Source organism: Alishewanella tabrizica, from assembly GCF_014652375.1.
GTDB lineage: Bacteria > Pseudomonadota > Gammaproteobacteria > Enterobacterales > Alteromonadaceae > Alishewanella > Alishewanella tabrizica.
The window spans coordinates 227,572-242,663 of record NZ_BMYR01000005.1; the positions used below are offsets into that span (position 1 = coordinate 227,572).

Here is a 15,092-nt window from a genome sequence, read left to right on the forward strand (position 1 = left end):
TTGATAGCGATCATGGAGTGTAGGTTTAGACATACAGTGAAGTGAAGATAAGCCAAAATACGTTTTTATGTGTGCAACAAAAACTTAGGATTCATTGCTGCCAGCCTATAGTCAGCGTAACTTCTGCTGTTATAATGCCGCATATTGCTCGTTTTGATTTATTAAAAGGATACTTATTACTATGTCGGACGTTACGCCACGCCCAACAAATTTCATCCGGCAAATTATCGATGCCGATTTAGCCAGTGGTAAACATACTGGTGTGCAAACACGTTTCCCTCCTGAGCCTAATGGGTATTTGCATATTGGCCATGCTAAATCTATATGTCTGAATTTTGGCATTGCTAATGATTACCAAGGCCAATGTAATCTGCGGTTTGATGATACAAATCCTGAAAAAGAAAATGTTGAGTTTGTTGAATCGATTCAACGTGATGTCAATTGGTTAGGCTTCCAATGGTCTGGCGCGGTACGTTATTCGTCAGATTATTTTGAGCAGTTGTATGCTTATGCTGTAGAGCTAATCAATAAAGGGTTAGCTTATGTGTGTTTTTTAAATGCCGAGCAAATGCGCGAGTACCGCGGTACGTTAACGCAGCCGGGTAAACACAGTCCTTTCCGTGATACTACACCGGCAGAAAACTTAGCGTTATTTGAAAAAATGCGGGCAGGGGGCTTTAAAGAGGGCGAGTGTTCACTGCGCGCCAAAATCGACATGTCATCAAGCTTTATCTGCATGCGCGATCCGGTGATCTACCGCGTGAAATTTGCCCATCATCATCAAACGGGTGATGCGTGGTGCATTTATCCTATGTACGATTTTACCCATTGTATCTCTGATGCCTTAGAAGGCATTACCCACTCGTTATGTACCTTAGAGTTCCAAGATAACCGTCGTTTGTATGATTGGATCTTGGACAATATTACGATCGATTGCCATCCACAGCAGATCGAATTTTCGCGTTTGAATTTAGAATATGCGGTAATGAGTAAGCGCAAATTACAAACGTTAGTCGAGCAAAAGGTGGTCAGCGGTTGGGACGATCCACGTATGCCGACTATTGCCGGTTTACGTCGCAGAGGCTACACGCCAGCCGCGATTCGCGAGTTTGCAAAGCGCATAGGTGTGACGAAGCAAGACAATATGATTGAAATGAGTTCGCTCGAATCCTGTATTCGTGAAGATCTTGATTCTGCGGCACCGCGCGCTATGGCGGTATTAGATCCCATCAAAGTGACCATCACCAATTACCCTGCTGAAACGATTGAATGGATATCTGCGCCAAATCATCCCAAAGAAGATATGGGCGAGCGTCAGTTACCCTTTGGTCGTGTTGTTTATATTGATCGGGCTGACTTCCGCGAAGAAGCCAACAAAAAATATAAACGTTTAGTGCTAGGTGGCGATGTTCGATTACGTAATGCCTACGTGATACATGCCGATGAAGTGATCAAAGATGAACAGGGGCAGGTTATTGAATTAAAATGCTCGTATTTACCCGAAACGTTAGGTGAAAACCCAGCTGATGGTCGTAAAGTGCGCGGTGTTATTCATTGGGTTGAGCAAACACAGGCGCTACCGGCAGAGTTTCGCGTGTATGATCGTCTATTTAGCGTAGCGAATCCTGCGGCTGAAGAGGATTTTATGGCGACGATCAATCCACACTCTTTAATTGTAAAGCACGGTTTTGCTGAACCCTCATTACAACGCGCGGTGGCTGAACAGGCTTATCAATTTGAGCGTGAAGGGTACTATTGTGCGGATAATAAAGATTCTACAGCGACTAACTTAGTGTTCAATCGTACCGTAGGATTACGCGATGTGTGGGGCAAAGAAGACGAGTAGGCTACATGAATTACGTTGTTGCTAATGGCCAACGTGCTGCTTCGTGCTTGAGATAGTCTATACAACATGTCGTCACAAAAAACCGGGAGTGATCCCGGTTTTTCATTTTATTACACCCTTTTATTTCTTCACTACCATACCAATACCGATAATGGCTGCAATAGCACCGCCAACTAAGAACCATATGGCGTTATTAGTGGGGCTGCCAGTGACGATTTCTGTGACTTGCGACGCGGTTGAGTGATATTCGTTATAGCCAAAATACAACAAGATAGCGCCTGCGACTAATAATGCTAATCCAATTATTTTATTCATATTATTCTCCTGTAAGCTGAAACGCTGTAGCATGCAATCGCTATGGCTGCAGATAGGTTAAATGCAGCGTCTAACGTATAGCATAGATTAGCGCATAGAACTGAATCTGCGTTGAATAAAGGGGTTACTTAAGGTAATGCACATGGACATTTTTTGGGCTGTTATATTTTTTGCGTTTTCGACCACCATTACCCCAGGACCAAATAACATCATGATGATGTCTTCTGGTGTAAATTATGGCATTAAAGCCAGCGTACCGCATTGGTTAGGCATTTGTTTAGGCTTCCCGTTTATGGTGTTAGTGGTGGGCTTAGGTTTTGGGGTTGTTTTTGAACGTTATCCCCACCTTCATCAATTAATTAAGGTGGTAGGCACGTTATACCTTATTTATTTAGCCTATAAAATTGCCAGTGCTAAACCTGAACATATCGCTACCGGTAAAAGCAAAGCGCTCACGTTTTGGCAGGCGGTATTGTTCCAATGGGTTAATGGAAAAGCGTGGGTGATGGCCTCTGGCGCTATGGCGGCGTTTACCACGGTTGCGGGTATCTATTGGCTAGAAGTATCTGCTATTACGTTGGCCTTTTTAGTTGTGGCATTTCCTTGTGTAGGATTGTGGCTACTTTTTGGCGCGATGTTGAAGAAAATATTAAACCGACCATTGGCACAGCGAATATTTAATGGCGCCATGGGGCTGTTGCTTCTGTTATCAGTGCTGCCGGTCGTGCGCGAATTATGGCGCTATTATTTTAGTGCGGTGTAAACGCGCCTCTTGGCCGAGGGCAAACCAAGGGTTAGGTGAGTACAAAGATGAACGGGCATGATGAGAAGATTTTCCTTGAACATGAAGCTGCGCGAATTTTTATGCGGCTCTATGAACAACGATATCATATTCAAATGCGCCATATTTGGCACAATTCCCCTGCGCGCCCTGATGTGTCTTGTTATTTTGATAATCAAAAATTAGATCTTGAAATTGCACATCTGTATGGCAGTGAAGCCGAAGCGATGCATATCTTAGGGCGGGCGCTCTCTCAGCAGACGCATACGGAATTATTATCTTTACTGCGGGTGCCGAGCGAACAGCGCATGCTGGCAGCGTTAAATCGGATCATCACAAACAAAGCCGAAAAATACTATGATAGCGAACGGGTTTGGTTGGTGATCAGAAATGCCAATCCATTGTGGCGACGTTCAGATATGCTGACCTACTGTCATAAATTACATATTCCAGCACAACACCCTTTTGAACAAATTTGGGTAGTTGGCGATATGCAGGGTATATCAGGTATTTTACCGCTTTATCCCACAGCCTTAAGAGAGGCAGAAGCGGCATCATGTTGAATTTTTATCGTCGGCTAGCGCGTTGGGGGCTCCCCTATAAGCATTATCTTGGTATGGTTGCCGCCGTTATTGCCATAACTTTTGTTTGGATGTTATTTAATGCGACAAGTGCAATCAGTGAGCAATGGTTGTTACCCTTATTGGTGCTCTTCACATTGTGCGTCTGGCTATGGCTAGTTGTTAGCCTGCTACATCAAGACAACCGGTCAAAGCTTGGTCGGATTAAAGGGATGCTGTATGCGATTTGGCAAAAATGTTTAGCCATTTTGCTTACAGCGATCTTGTTGGTATGGTCTTTTCTGTTTCTAAAAATGTTATCCGGTATAATACGTCATCTTTTTTTCTGATAAGTAAACGTGCTGTGTATGGCAACCTCCCCGATACATTATGATATTTTTTGTGCAGTGGTCGATAATTTCGGCGATATCGGTATTTGTTGGCGGTTAAGCCGTCAGCTTGTTGCCGAGCATGGGATCCGGGTTAGACTGTGGGTAGACGATCTCGCGAGTTTTCAGCGCTTGTGCAATGAGATCGATCCGATGTTAGCCACCCAACAGATTGCGGGTGTGGATATTGTCTTATGGCACAGTGCTATACCGTGGCCGACTATTACGCCGGGGCATGTGGTCATCGAAGCCTTGGCGTGCACTATTCCAGAAGCGTTTCAAGTACAAATGGCTAAGGCGAACAGAGCGCCTGTGTGGATTAATCTAGAATATTTATCTGCTGAGGCATGGATCGAGGGGTGTCATGGCTTAGCATCGCCGCATCCTCAATTGCCGTTAACAAAATATTTTTTCTTTCCGGGATTTACCGAGCAAAGTGGTGCCTTATTGCGCGAACAAGCGCTATTGCCTAGATTAAAAGCTTTTCAACACGATAAACCAGCACAGCAGCAATTCTGGCAACGTATTGGATTACCCCAAGCACTCGATTTTCAGCGTCGGATTTCGTTATTTGCTTATTCCCATGCGCAATTAGCCAGTTTATTTGCCTGCTGGCAGCAAGCCAGCACAACAACGCTCTGTATTATCCCGCTGGGGGATCTCGCCAAACAGGTGCAACAGCGTTATCCCGAGTTAACGGTGCATTCTGTGGTTCAGGAGGGTCAGCTTACTTTGGCGCTTTTACCCTTTGTGCCGCAACCTGATTACGATTTGTTACTCAGTGCCTGCGATATTAATTTTGTCCGTGGGGAGGATTCGATTATTCGTGCCCAATGGGCTGCTAAACCTTTTGTGTGGCAAATTTACCGGCAGGCCGAGCAAGCACATCTGGTGAAACTTGATGCGTTTTTGGCACGTTACACTGCTGATTGGGAGGATGAACTGCGGCATACCATGATGAATTTTCATCATGCCTGGAATACTGAGCAATCGTTAACGGCATTTTGGCAGCGGTTCGAGCACAATTTACCTGAGGTAACTAAAAAAAATCTATTATGGCGTAATAAGTTAGAAAGCCATGGAGATCTTGCTAGCAACCTCGTGCGTTTTGTTGAAAAAAAAATTATAATATAGCGCAATTTTTCCTAACAAGAAGATATTCTAAAATGATGAAGACAGCTCAAGAAGTTCGCGCCGGCCAAGTTATCATGGTTGGTAGTGAGGCCATGGTCGTGTTAAAAGCCGAGTTCAATAAATCGGGTCGTAATGCCGCCGTAGTAAAAATGAAAATGAAAAACCTGCTAAATGGTCAAGGCATGGAAACGGTATACCGTGCGGATGACAAATTTGAGCAAGTTATGCTTGAAACCAAAGAAGTCACCTATTCTTATTTTGCTGATCCAATGTATGTGTTCATGGATGCAGAATACAATCAGTTTGAAATTGAAGCTGAATCAATGGGCGAAGCGTTAAAATACTTAGTCGATGGCATGGAATGTTCGGTAGTGTTCTACAACGATCGTCCAATTTCTGTTGATTTACCGACTATTGTTGTGCGTACGGTGACCTATACTGAACCTGCTGCCCGTGGCGATACTTCAGGTAAAGTAATGAAACCAGCCAAAATTGAAACTGGTTATGAGTTAATGGTACCGGCTTTTGTTGAAGAAGGTGACCGTATTGAAATCGATACGCGTACTGACGAGTACCGTAGCCGCGCAAAATAAGCGCATGCTCATTGAAAAAGGCGCGCAAGCGCCTTTTTTACTTAATTTTGTTACACCTTGTGGAACCCTGCATGACCAACAACGATATGTTACGCCGCTTACGCTACATTGTAGACTTTACTAACAGCCAAATGGCCGCAACCTTTGCCTTAGGTGGGCTAGAGGTTAGCCGTGAGCAAGTGATAGCGTGGTTGAGCAAAGAAGAAGATGTAGCATTTTTAGCATTAACGGATAGCGAGTTTGCACAATTCTTAAATGGTTTGATTATCAATAAGCGTGGCGTAAAAGATCAGGCTGAAGCGCCTATTGTTGAGACGCGGCTGAATAATAATATTATCTTACGTAAGCTTAAAATTGCCTTTACTTTACGCGATGACGATTTTATCGATCTCCTCCAGTTGGCAGGTTTTCGATTGGGCAAAGCCGAACTTAGCGCATTCTTTCGTAAACCTGATCATCCGCATTATCGTGCGTGTCAGGCGCAGGTTTTGCGTAATGTACTAAAAGGGCTGCAATTAAAGCTACAACCGTAAATACATTGTTTAACCCGTGTCGTTAGCTATCCTTGTTGCTTAGCGGCTCTGTACTAGTAAATCCGCAATGGTGATCTCGGCATGACTTTTTTTCAGTTGTGCCAAATAGAGCAGGGCACAGCTGTAGGCGTCTTCTAACGCATGATGTTGTGCACTTACCGGCAGTTTATAGCGTGCTAAACAATTGGGAAGTCGTAAAGCATCTTTTTTCATCACGATGCCCTGTTTTTGCATTCGATACCATTCAATATTTAAGGTATCAATAAAATGCATTTTTGGGACTTTGCCAAAATAGCGCTGAAAGGCGAGTTCTAAAAACGCGCGATCTAAGCGGCAATGGTGTGCAATAAAATAATGTCCACTAAACTCTTGTAGCAAGAGTTGCAATACTTCACTCAGCTCACTGGCATCTTTTAAATCTTTGTCGTGTACACCATGATAAATAGCGCTTTGACCGACACTGACCGGGGGCTTAATTAAAAAGTGTTGTGCCTGCGGTAATAGAATCTGCTGATCGACAATCGGTACCCATCCAATGCTAACGATATGATCCTGTCTGGCATGTAAGCCGGTTGTTTCTAAATCGATGGCGAGATAGCGGCAGGTTCGCGCCGGCGTGGATAACGCCGGTGCCGTAATCGCATTAAAACGCTTAACGTCATCATACAGAGCGGGTTTTTTTTTAAGCCAGGCAAACATGGGTACTTACCTTATACTTCTTTGCAAAAACGGTGTTTAATGGAAGATTGCGCATTATTAATAACCGCAAAGCTATCTTTTAGCTGGTGTCGTTGCAGGCCAGAGAGAATATTCGGATCTAATAAATTACTGGCGTCATGCCCCTGATTGAGATCGTGAATATGTTTATCCCATCGTAGCTGCGCTAATACATCAAAGGCATCTGATAAATTTTGCGTTTCTTTGCTGTCAATCGCGCCTAGCAAGGCTAACTGTTGTAAGCGTTGCCGCGTATTGACCTCGGAGATCCCTTGGGCCAGCGCATAAATTCGCACAATATCCGTTATTAAACTGATGCCACGTTTTTTTAAATCAATACCTTTTTTCTGTTTTCCATCGTGTTCTAAAATAAAGTTGCGTAAAAAACTCAAAGGCGCGGTGCGTTGTAGCGTGCTTTGCGCGAGATGAAATAGAAATAATGCATTGTTGGTGCGGGCTAAGATATCGTGTTGTAAGGCGTTGAATAAGCCTTTTGAGCCTTCAACGGCACGCATATCAAAAAAAATACTGGCTTTTAAAATGGCTTCGGGTGTGGGGGAGGCGATCCATTTTGCAAACTTACCTGACCAACCTTTTAAGCTTAAACGAAGCTCGGGATTAGATGCCATGATATTGCCAGGACACAGCGTAATGCCGCAGCGCGCTAAACCTTGGCAAACAAAATCAGCTAAAGCGCTAAAATAATCAGCAATATGTGCGGTAGGTTCGCGTTCCAGCAATAACGCATTGTCTTGATCGGCATTAATACTTTGATCCATCCGAGCTTGCGAGCCAAAGCACAACCAGGTAAATACACAGGGGGCTGGCCCTAATTCAACTTGTGCCAGTTTAATCAAACGCTGGGTGAGCGCATCGGTGATAGTGGTAATAATGTGTCCTGCCTCATGCGCAGGTACCTGTTGTTTACCTAATACCTGAGCTAAATTGGCAATCTGTAAGCTGCATTGCTCTAGGCCATCGACAGTCGTTTGCCGATGAATTTCGCCAATTAAATACACTGGGTGATCTTGCTGCGAGCGAATAATATCGGTTGCAGTGATCATGCCAAAACTGCTGTCATTATCCATTACCGGCAGGTGATGGACATTAAAGCGGCTCATTAATTGTACCGCTTCAAATATGTATGCATGCTTATCGATAGTATGCGGTTTAGGTGTCATGATCTGTTGTACCGGCGTTGCAGCCGGCAAATCGATGGCCAACACGCGGGTCCGCAAATCACGATCAGTGACTATCCCCGTTAAGCGCCCCTCTTGCTCAACCAAGAGTGATGAGACGCGTTTCTCCGTCATTAACTGTGCGGCTTGTTGCACAGTATGTTCGCCACTGATGGCAACTTTACGCGCTTGCACGACATCCGATACTTTAAGCGTAAAGCGTGAGCCTTGTTGTTCTTTATATTGATGTAAGCGTCGGCCAAATAAGCGCTGAAAAAAGATATCAATATTCTTGTATTGATAACGTAATTGATGAAATTCTGCTGCGGGTAACCAATAAAGTAGACCATCTTCTTCACAGATAAGCTGATCCGCATCTGCTAATCCGGTTAATAAGAGTTGATAGCCATAAAAATCGCCTTCTTCCAACTTAGTCAGTAATTGCTGTTTATCGCTGTAAAGGGCATAGATCCCTGTTCGAACAATTAATAATTGTTCTTTGCTGATATCTACTGCTTCGCCTTCCTGGCAATAGTAGACGCTCAGCTGTAGGGCCGTGTCAGCTTGTTGTGCACTACTTAATTGGTCAAACGGGATAGTTTGTGCCAAAAACTTACTGACTTCAGCGACTTCCATATAATATCCTTACTCTTTCCCTGGCTGTTCTATGCAGATTAAGCGGTATAATTCGTCGTCTGCAGCTAACGGGTGCCAGCTGGCGTCTGGTTGGCTACCAGGTGCTGGGATAACCAGTTGCTCGGTAAAATCTGCTCTGGCAGGTGCCCCACAATGGATGACTTGGGTAATTTGGCGGGTACCCATACGCCGTTCAAAAAAATACAAATTGACTAATACTAACTCTGGATTACGTTGATTCATTGCGGCATTTTTAATGTCGGCGGCAATAAAACGCATCGTTTGCGGAAAAATATAACTCCATGGACGCCAAGCAGCTTGTTCTTCAACGGCCCGAACAACGGCAACCCCTTCAGGTAAGCGACTGCTTTGATGTGGATACCAGTTGTATTCCATATAAATTTGAAAACCGAGCATGCCTGCGCCAGCGAAAACTGGAATCAGCCATTTAGGCAGTTTTTTTAGGGTCAGTGCACGCAACACGAGCGCGATACCGGCAGCCCCTAATCCCGCAGAAAATGTCCCAATTAATTCCCAAAACATAATGTATTCCTAAAAATTCGGGCTTTCAGATGAAAGCCCGAGAGTACTTCAGTTCGACAACATTATCTCACGTTCTGTTGCTTAGGATTGATTAATGATCAACCGCAGCGCCAGCACCTTTAGGATAACGAACACTTTCTACTAACTCTTGGATCTCTTTTGGTGGCGGCGCGGTGACAGACGACACAGCAAACGCAACGATAAAGTTAATGATGGCACCCACAGCACCAAATGACAGTGGTGAAATACCATAGCCAGTTGAACCAAATAACCAGTTTTCTGGTGTGTTTGGTAACATATTTGTGCCAGGAACAAAGAACCAACCCAAGTAAGTAAAGATGTAGACTAGGGTCACAACTAAACCCACAATCATACCCGCGATCGCGCCTGTGCTATTTACGCGCTTAGAGAAGATACCCATCATCAGTGCAGGGAATAGCGTTGCTGCAGCGATACCAAAGGCTAAGGCAACCACCTGTGCGGCAAACCCGGGCGGATTTAGCCCCAGATACGTCGCTAACAAAATGGCACCTGCCATGGAGATCCGTGCGGCAAGCATTTCACCCTTTTCAGAGATTTGTGGATTAATGGTTTTCTTAATTAAGTCGTGACTTATCGCTGATGATATCGCTAATAACAACCCTGCGGCGGTTGATAACGCGGCAGCGATACCACCTGCGGCAATTAAGCCGACAACCCAGCCTGGTAAGTTAGCAATTTCTGGGTTCGCTAACACTAAAATATCGTTGTTTACGGTCAACTCGTTACCCGCCCAACCCCGCGCTTCAGCGGTAGCCGCGAAGTTTGGTGATTCGTTGTATAACTGAATACGGCCGTCGTTATTTTTGTCAGTCCAGCTAATTAACCCAGTTTGTTCCCAGTTTTTAATCCAATCTGGACGTTCAGCATAATCTAATGCAGCGGCAGTAGGGCCATCTGGATAAATGGTGGTTAATAAATTTAAACGTGCCATAGAGGCTACGGCTGGAGCAGTTAAATATAACAGGGCAATAAACACTAAGGTCCAGCCTGCTGACCAACGGGCATCAGCCACTTTAGGCACCGTGAAGAAACGAATAATAACGTGGGGTAAACCGGCGGTACCAATCATTAATGATAAGGTAAACAATACCATGTTAAGTTTGTTATCAACGTCTGCTGTGTAATCTTGGAAACCCAATTCACGAACGATTTCATTAAGTTTAACTAACAGTGGCACGCCTGATTCAGTATGGGTGCTGAACATACCAAACATCGGAATAGGATTGTTTGTTAATTGCAGCGAAATAAACACGGCAGGGATAGTGTAAGCGATAATTAACACAACATATTGCGCAACTTGGGTGTACGTGATGCCCTTCATACCGCCAAATACGGCATAAATAAACACAACGCCTGCAGCTATCCAAATACCCGCTGCAGAACTCACCTCTAAGAAACGTGAGAATGCAACGCCGGCACCCGTCATTTGCCCGATTACGTAAGTTACCGACATAATAATTAAGCAGACAACCGCTGTGATCCGCGCGCCGCGGCTGTAGAAACGATCACCGATAAAATCAGGTACAGTAAACTTACCAAATTTACGTAAGTAGGGCGCTAGTAACATAGCGAGTAATACGTAACCACCTGTCCAACCCATTAAAAATGTTGAATTGGCATAACCCCCTGCCGCAATTAAGCCCGCCATTGAAATAAATGAAGCGGCCGACATCCAATCAGCTGCAGTTGCCATACCGTTAGTGATTGGGTTAACCCCACCACCTGCAACGTAGAATTCTTTAGTAGAGCCCGCACGGGCCCATATAGCAATACCGATGTAGAGTGCAAATGATGCACCAACAAACAGCAAGTTTATTGCAAATTGACTCATGCCAATTACTCCTCTACACCAAATTTCTTATCTAACTTATTCATCTTCCATGCATAAATGAAGATGATAGCGATAAAGGTAATTATCGAACCTTGCTGTGCGAACCAGAAACCAAGATCCGTACCACCAACATTAATGCCTGCCAGCCAAGGTCGCAGTAATATTGCAAAGCCATACGATACTAATGCCCAGACGATCAGGCTTATTGTTATGTAGCGCAGGTTGGCGCTCCAATATGCGGCGGCATTCATGTTATGATCTGCCATAGTTGTGTCTCCTTTAATTTATTTTATTATCGAGCAATCCTAATCTAGCAGTCGCCAGCCAAGGCGCTAGCCCGACTTTAGTCGAAGGTCATAAGTCGATGATTGACATAACCGCCTTGTACAACCACAGTTAACGTAAAATAAAGGATGGAGAACCCTGTGACTGCGTGGACCGTCGCCCTGTTGGCACTTTTATATGTAGGTGGATTATTCTGGATTGCGAACTGGGGTGAGCGCCATGCTGATGATCGTCTTATACGAAAGTATGGGGGATTAATTTATAGCTTAGCCTTAGCGGTTTACTGTACGTCATGGACCTATTATGGTGCAGTGGGTACCGCTGTGACCCGTGGCTGGGATTATATGGCGATTTATTTGGGGCCTATTCTGTTATTCGTGTTTGCTCAGCCATTTTTATTTAAACTGCTTTATGTGTCCAAAAAGCAAAATGTCACCTCAATTGCCGACTTTATTTCTGCACGTTATGGTAAACGTCGAAATATCGCGACCCTTGCAGCCATTATTTGTTTGATTGTTGTTGTACCTTACATTTCATTGCAGTTAAAGGCGGTAGCGGGATCTTATCAAGTGCTGTTAGGGGGCACTTTTGATGATAGCCCAGTAGTCTGGTATCAAGACAGTGCTTTGCTAAGTGCAATTGCCATGACTTTTTTTGCCATTTTATTTGGTACGCGTAAATTGCATCTTACCGAACAAAATCGTGGTGTTATGGTAGCGATCGCTTTCGAATCTGTGATCAAATTATTTGCCTTGCTCACTCTGGCAATTGCGGTTTATGTCTTTTTGTTAGATACCGATCAATCTGTTTTACAGGCATTTGCTGCGCATTCAGGTGTACAGCAAGCCAAATTATCTACGCCCGGGTGGGTGGAGTTTACCACCAAGACAATTCTAGCAATGGTAGCGGTATTTATGCTGCCTCGGCAATTTCATGTCGCTTTTGTAGAAAATGTGTCTCATCATCATTTGCGACATGCGCGGCGCTGGTTTTCAGGCTATTTGGTTCTAGTAACCTTAGTGGTGATCCCTATTGCTGTGGCGGGGATGCAATTATTTCCAGCGATACTGTCAAAAGCCGACAGCTTTGTGCTGCTGATCCCTTCCAGTATGGAGTGGAACAGTTTAAGTGTTATCGTATTTATTGGCGGGTTTTCAGCCGCTACCTCAATGATTATTATTGCAACTTTGGCGCTTGCCACCATGATCAGTAATGATGTGGTGATGCCAGGATTATTAAAATCGGCTAAGCAAAAAGGCATGTCGCATGATTACAGCCTGCTGATTTTACTGGTCAGACGAACCATGATTGTTTTGGTGATGCTGCTATCGTATTTGTACTACAGTATTTTTGCCCGAAATTACGAGTTAGCTGAAACGGGGTTATTGGCCTTTGCTTTAACCATCCAATTAGTTCCTGCTGTTGTTGGCGGCTTATATTGGCGCCGGGGGAATGCTTATGGCGTATATGCCGGATTAACGGTGGGCCTGATCTTATGGTTTTATACACTAATGCTGCCGCAATTAGTCAATGCCGGTGTATTAAACAGCGACATCATGCAGCAAGGTTTATGGGGTATAAGCTGGTTACAGCCCACGGGGATGTTTGGGATCCATCTAGACTCGTTAAGTCACGGTGTCATTCTTTCGTTAGGTTTTAATATCTTATGCTATATCCTTGGTTCATTGCTTACTACGGTGAATTTGCAAGATCGATTACAAGCTGTAGCCTTTGTAAAACCTAATTTGCCCATAAAGCATCAAGATACCCCCGCGCGACGGATCCGTATTCATAACAGCGATTTAAAAATATTATTAGAGCGGTTTGTTGGTACACCGCGGGCAGCAGAATGTTTAGCCGAATTTGGTCGTAAACAACAACTGGCCTTGCAATTAGATGATTTACCCAGTGTAGGCTTGGTTGAACATGTCGAGCGTGAATTAGCCGGGGTTATTGGCGCGTCTTCTGCCTCTGCCATGGTGAATGCAGTATTAGAAGGCCGACAATTGGCGTTTGAAGATGTGGTAACCTTATTTGACGATACCACCCAAGCCATTCAATTCTCGCGAAAAATTTTGTTTTCTACCCTAGAACATTTAAGCCAAGGGGTTAGTGTTGTTGATCGGGATTTGAATTTAGTGGCGTGGAATAAAGCCTATTTAGAGATGTTTAATTACCCAGAAGGCATGATCCGAGTCGGGCGGCCGGTTGCTGATATTGTTAGGCTTAATGCTGAACGTGGGCTTTGTGGTCCCGGCGATCCCGATGAGCATGTAGAAAAGCGTACATCGCATATGCAAAACGGCACGGCTCACGTTTTTCAGCGAGTACGACCCGATGGCCGCGTAATTGAAATGCGCGGGAACCCCATACCTGGTGGCGGTTTTGTCACAAGTTTTACGGATATTTCTGATCATGTTAATGCGGTGCAGGGCTTAGCTGAAGCGAAACAACATTTAGAAGATCGGGTGCAAGAACGTACGCAAACCATTTCTGAGATGAATCAGGAATTATTAGCTGAAGTAGGGCGACGCCGACAAACGGAGCAGCAATTATTACAAGCAAAAGCCGAAGCTGAAGCCGCAAATGCGTCAAAAACACGTTTTTTAGCCTTAGCAAGCCATGATATTTTACAACCCTTAAATGCAGCACGTTTGTTTACTGCTGCCCTTGCCGGGATCCGTGAACAGCAACAACAATCGGCGATCTTGACGCAACTGGATAATTCGCTAAAAGCGTCAGAAGAGTTGATTTCAACCTTATTGGAAATAGCTAAGTTAGACGATGGAAAACTGCAGCCTAATGTGCAACCGGTATCGTTAAAAGAACTGTTATTACAATTATCAGATGAATATAGCCTCGTTGCCAGTCAGAAAGGCTTAAAACTGACAGTTCAGAGCAGCTTATTTCACGTACAAACCGATAGCACATATTTACGGCGTATCTTACAAAATATGCTGTCAAATGCGATTAAATACACCAGTAAAGGGCGTATTTTGTTGGGATGCCGCAAACGCGGCGATCAGGTGTTACTCCAAGTGTGGGATACAGGGCCTGGGATTAATGAGCCTGATTTACAACGCATTTTTGAAGATTTTTATCGAATAGATGCGACAGCCAAAGGTCAACAAGGTGTTGGTTTAGGCTTAGGTGTCGTGCACAGAATGGCCAAATTGCTAGGGCATCCCTTAACGGTGCGATCTTGGCCTGGGAAAGGCACAGTATTTAGCATCGCCTTACCCGTGATCAGCGGTAAACGGCGGCAAGAGATCCCGTTGAGTGCCCCTTTACAACAACGGCCATTACCCGGTTTGTCAGTGATTTGTGTCGATGATGATGCTGCAAATTTAGCTGCGTTAAAAGTGCTCCTAGAGCAGTGGCAAGTAAGTGATGTGCAGTGTTTTTATGATGATCAGGCCTTGATGCAGTATGTGTCTGCACACCCTCCGCCTGATGTGATTTTGCTCGATTATCAACTCGGTCAACAAGTGGATGGCTTAACGCTATACCGACAGATCCGGCAGCGTTGGGGGGATGTAAATGGCATTTTGGTCTCTGCGTCGCCACAAGCCGATTTGGCTGCTTTAGCAAAAGCAGAAGGACTGATGTTTTTAGCTAAGCCAATAAAACCCGGTGCGTTACGTGCAACGTTAAATCACTTTAAAATGTTAAAGCGCGCGGGCAATTAAATTGCGTTAAGGAGTGCAGG

General features: G+C 44.5%; 14 protein-coding genes. 8 read left to right on the top strand and 6 right to left on the bottom strand.

The genetic code is table 11. The annotated features are described in order from the left end of the window. Nucleotides 1-181: 181 nt before the first annotated feature. A complete protein-coding gene (gene glnS, locus IE070_RS07720; protein WP_189482131.1) occupies nucleotides 182-1,846 on the top strand; it encodes a glutamine--tRNA ligase in 1,665 nt (554 codons plus the stop codon). A gap of 120 nt (nucleotides 1,847-1,966) precedes the next feature. Here glnS and IE070_RS07725 read toward each other — a convergent pair whose 3' ends face one another. Next, nucleotides 1,967-2,161: a DUF3185 family protein gene (locus IE070_RS07725; RefSeq protein WP_189482133.1), complete on the bottom strand. Its 195-nt coding sequence runs from the start codon at nucleotides 2,159-2,161 to the stop codon at nucleotides 1,967-1,969. A 142-nt stretch (nucleotides 2,162-2,303) separates the two neighbouring features. Here IE070_RS07725 and IE070_RS07730 point away from each other — a divergent pair, with 142 nt between their 5' ends. The 6 genes from IE070_RS07730 (at nucleotide 2,304) to IE070_RS07755 (ending at nucleotide 6,151) form a co-directional block, all read left to right on the top strand. Continuing rightward, a complete protein-coding gene (locus tag IE070_RS07730) occupies nucleotides 2,304-2,924 on the top strand; it encodes a LysE family translocator (RefSeq protein WP_189482135.1) in 621 nt (206 codons plus the stop codon). Nucleotides 2,925-2,971: 47 nt separating this feature from the next. Continuing rightward, the gene (locus IE070_RS07735; RefSeq protein ID WP_189482137.1) at nucleotides 2,972-3,505 is read left to right on the top strand and encodes a hypothetical protein; all 534 of its coding nucleotides are present in this window, start codon (nucleotides 2,972-2,974) and stop codon (nucleotides 3,503-3,505) included. Then, a complete protein-coding gene (locus tag IE070_RS07740; RefSeq protein ID WP_189482139.1) occupies nucleotides 3,499-3,852 on the top strand; it encodes a hypothetical protein in 354 nt (117 codons plus the stop codon). The genes IE070_RS07735 and IE070_RS07740 overlap by 7 nt, the downstream gene beginning before the upstream one ends. Nucleotides 3,853-3,870: 18 nt before the next feature. Beyond that, on the top strand, nucleotides 3,871-5,025 hold the full coding sequence (earP, locus tag IE070_RS07745) for an elongation factor P maturation arginine rhamnosyltransferase EarP (RefSeq protein ID WP_189482141.1): 1,155 nt from the start codon (nucleotides 3,871-3,873) through the stop codon (nucleotides 5,023-5,025). Nucleotides 5,026-5,060: 35 nt separating this feature from the next. Beyond that, nucleotides 5,061-5,618 carry an elongation factor P gene (gene efp / locus IE070_RS07750; protein ID WP_189482233.1) on the top strand — a complete coding sequence of 186 codons (558 nt, stop codon included), beginning with the start codon at nucleotides 5,061-5,063 and terminating at the stop codon, nucleotides 5,616-5,618. Between the two features lie 71 nt (nucleotides 5,619-5,689). After that, complete coding sequence (locus tag IE070_RS07755) at nucleotides 5,690-6,151, top strand: YehS family protein (protein ID WP_189482143.1); 462 nt, start codon at nucleotides 5,690-5,692, stop codon at nucleotides 6,149-6,151. A 39-nt stretch (nucleotides 6,152-6,190) separates the two neighbouring features. Here the strand turns inward: IE070_RS07755 and IE070_RS07760 are convergent, their stop codons facing one another. The 5 genes from IE070_RS07760 to IE070_RS07780 form a co-directional block, all read right to left on the bottom strand. Then, nucleotides 6,191-6,850: a 3'-5' exonuclease gene (locus IE070_RS07760; RefSeq protein ID WP_189482145.1), complete on the bottom strand. Its 660-nt coding sequence runs from the start codon at nucleotides 6,848-6,850 to the stop codon at nucleotides 6,191-6,193. 11 nt (nucleotides 6,851-6,861) lie between these two features. Next, complete coding sequence (locus tag IE070_RS07765) at nucleotides 6,862-8,682, bottom strand: DUF294 nucleotidyltransferase-like domain-containing protein (protein ID WP_189482147.1); 1,821 nt, start codon at nucleotides 8,680-8,682, stop codon at nucleotides 6,862-6,864. A gap of 9 nt (nucleotides 8,683-8,691) precedes the next feature. Beyond that, nucleotides 8,692-9,225 carry a hypothetical protein gene (locus IE070_RS07770; RefSeq protein ID WP_189482149.1) on the bottom strand — a complete coding sequence of 178 codons (534 nt, stop codon included), beginning with the start codon at nucleotides 9,223-9,225 and terminating at the stop codon, nucleotides 8,692-8,694. A 91-nt stretch (nucleotides 9,226-9,316) separates the two neighbouring features. Further along, the gene (locus IE070_RS07775; RefSeq protein WP_189482151.1) at nucleotides 9,317-11,098 is read right to left on the bottom strand and encodes a sodium:solute symporter family protein; all 1,782 of its coding nucleotides are present in this window, start codon (nucleotides 11,096-11,098) and stop codon (nucleotides 9,317-9,319) included. Nucleotides 11,099-11,103: 5 nt separating this feature from the next. Further along, nucleotides 11,104-11,364 (bottom strand): DUF4212 domain-containing protein, encoded by a 261-nt coding sequence (locus tag IE070_RS07780; RefSeq protein ID WP_189482153.1) that lies wholly within the window; start codon nucleotides 11,362-11,364, stop codon nucleotides 11,104-11,106. Between the two features lie 159 nt (nucleotides 11,365-11,523). On the opposite strand from IE070_RS07780, the gene IE070_RS07785 reads away from it, so the two are divergent. Further along, on the top strand, nucleotides 11,524-15,072 hold the full coding sequence (locus IE070_RS07785) for a PAS domain-containing hybrid sensor histidine kinase/response regulator (RefSeq protein ID WP_189482155.1): 3,549 nt from the start codon (nucleotides 11,524-11,526) through the stop codon (nucleotides 15,070-15,072). The last annotated feature ends 20 nt before the right edge of the window (nucleotides 15,073-15,092 follow it).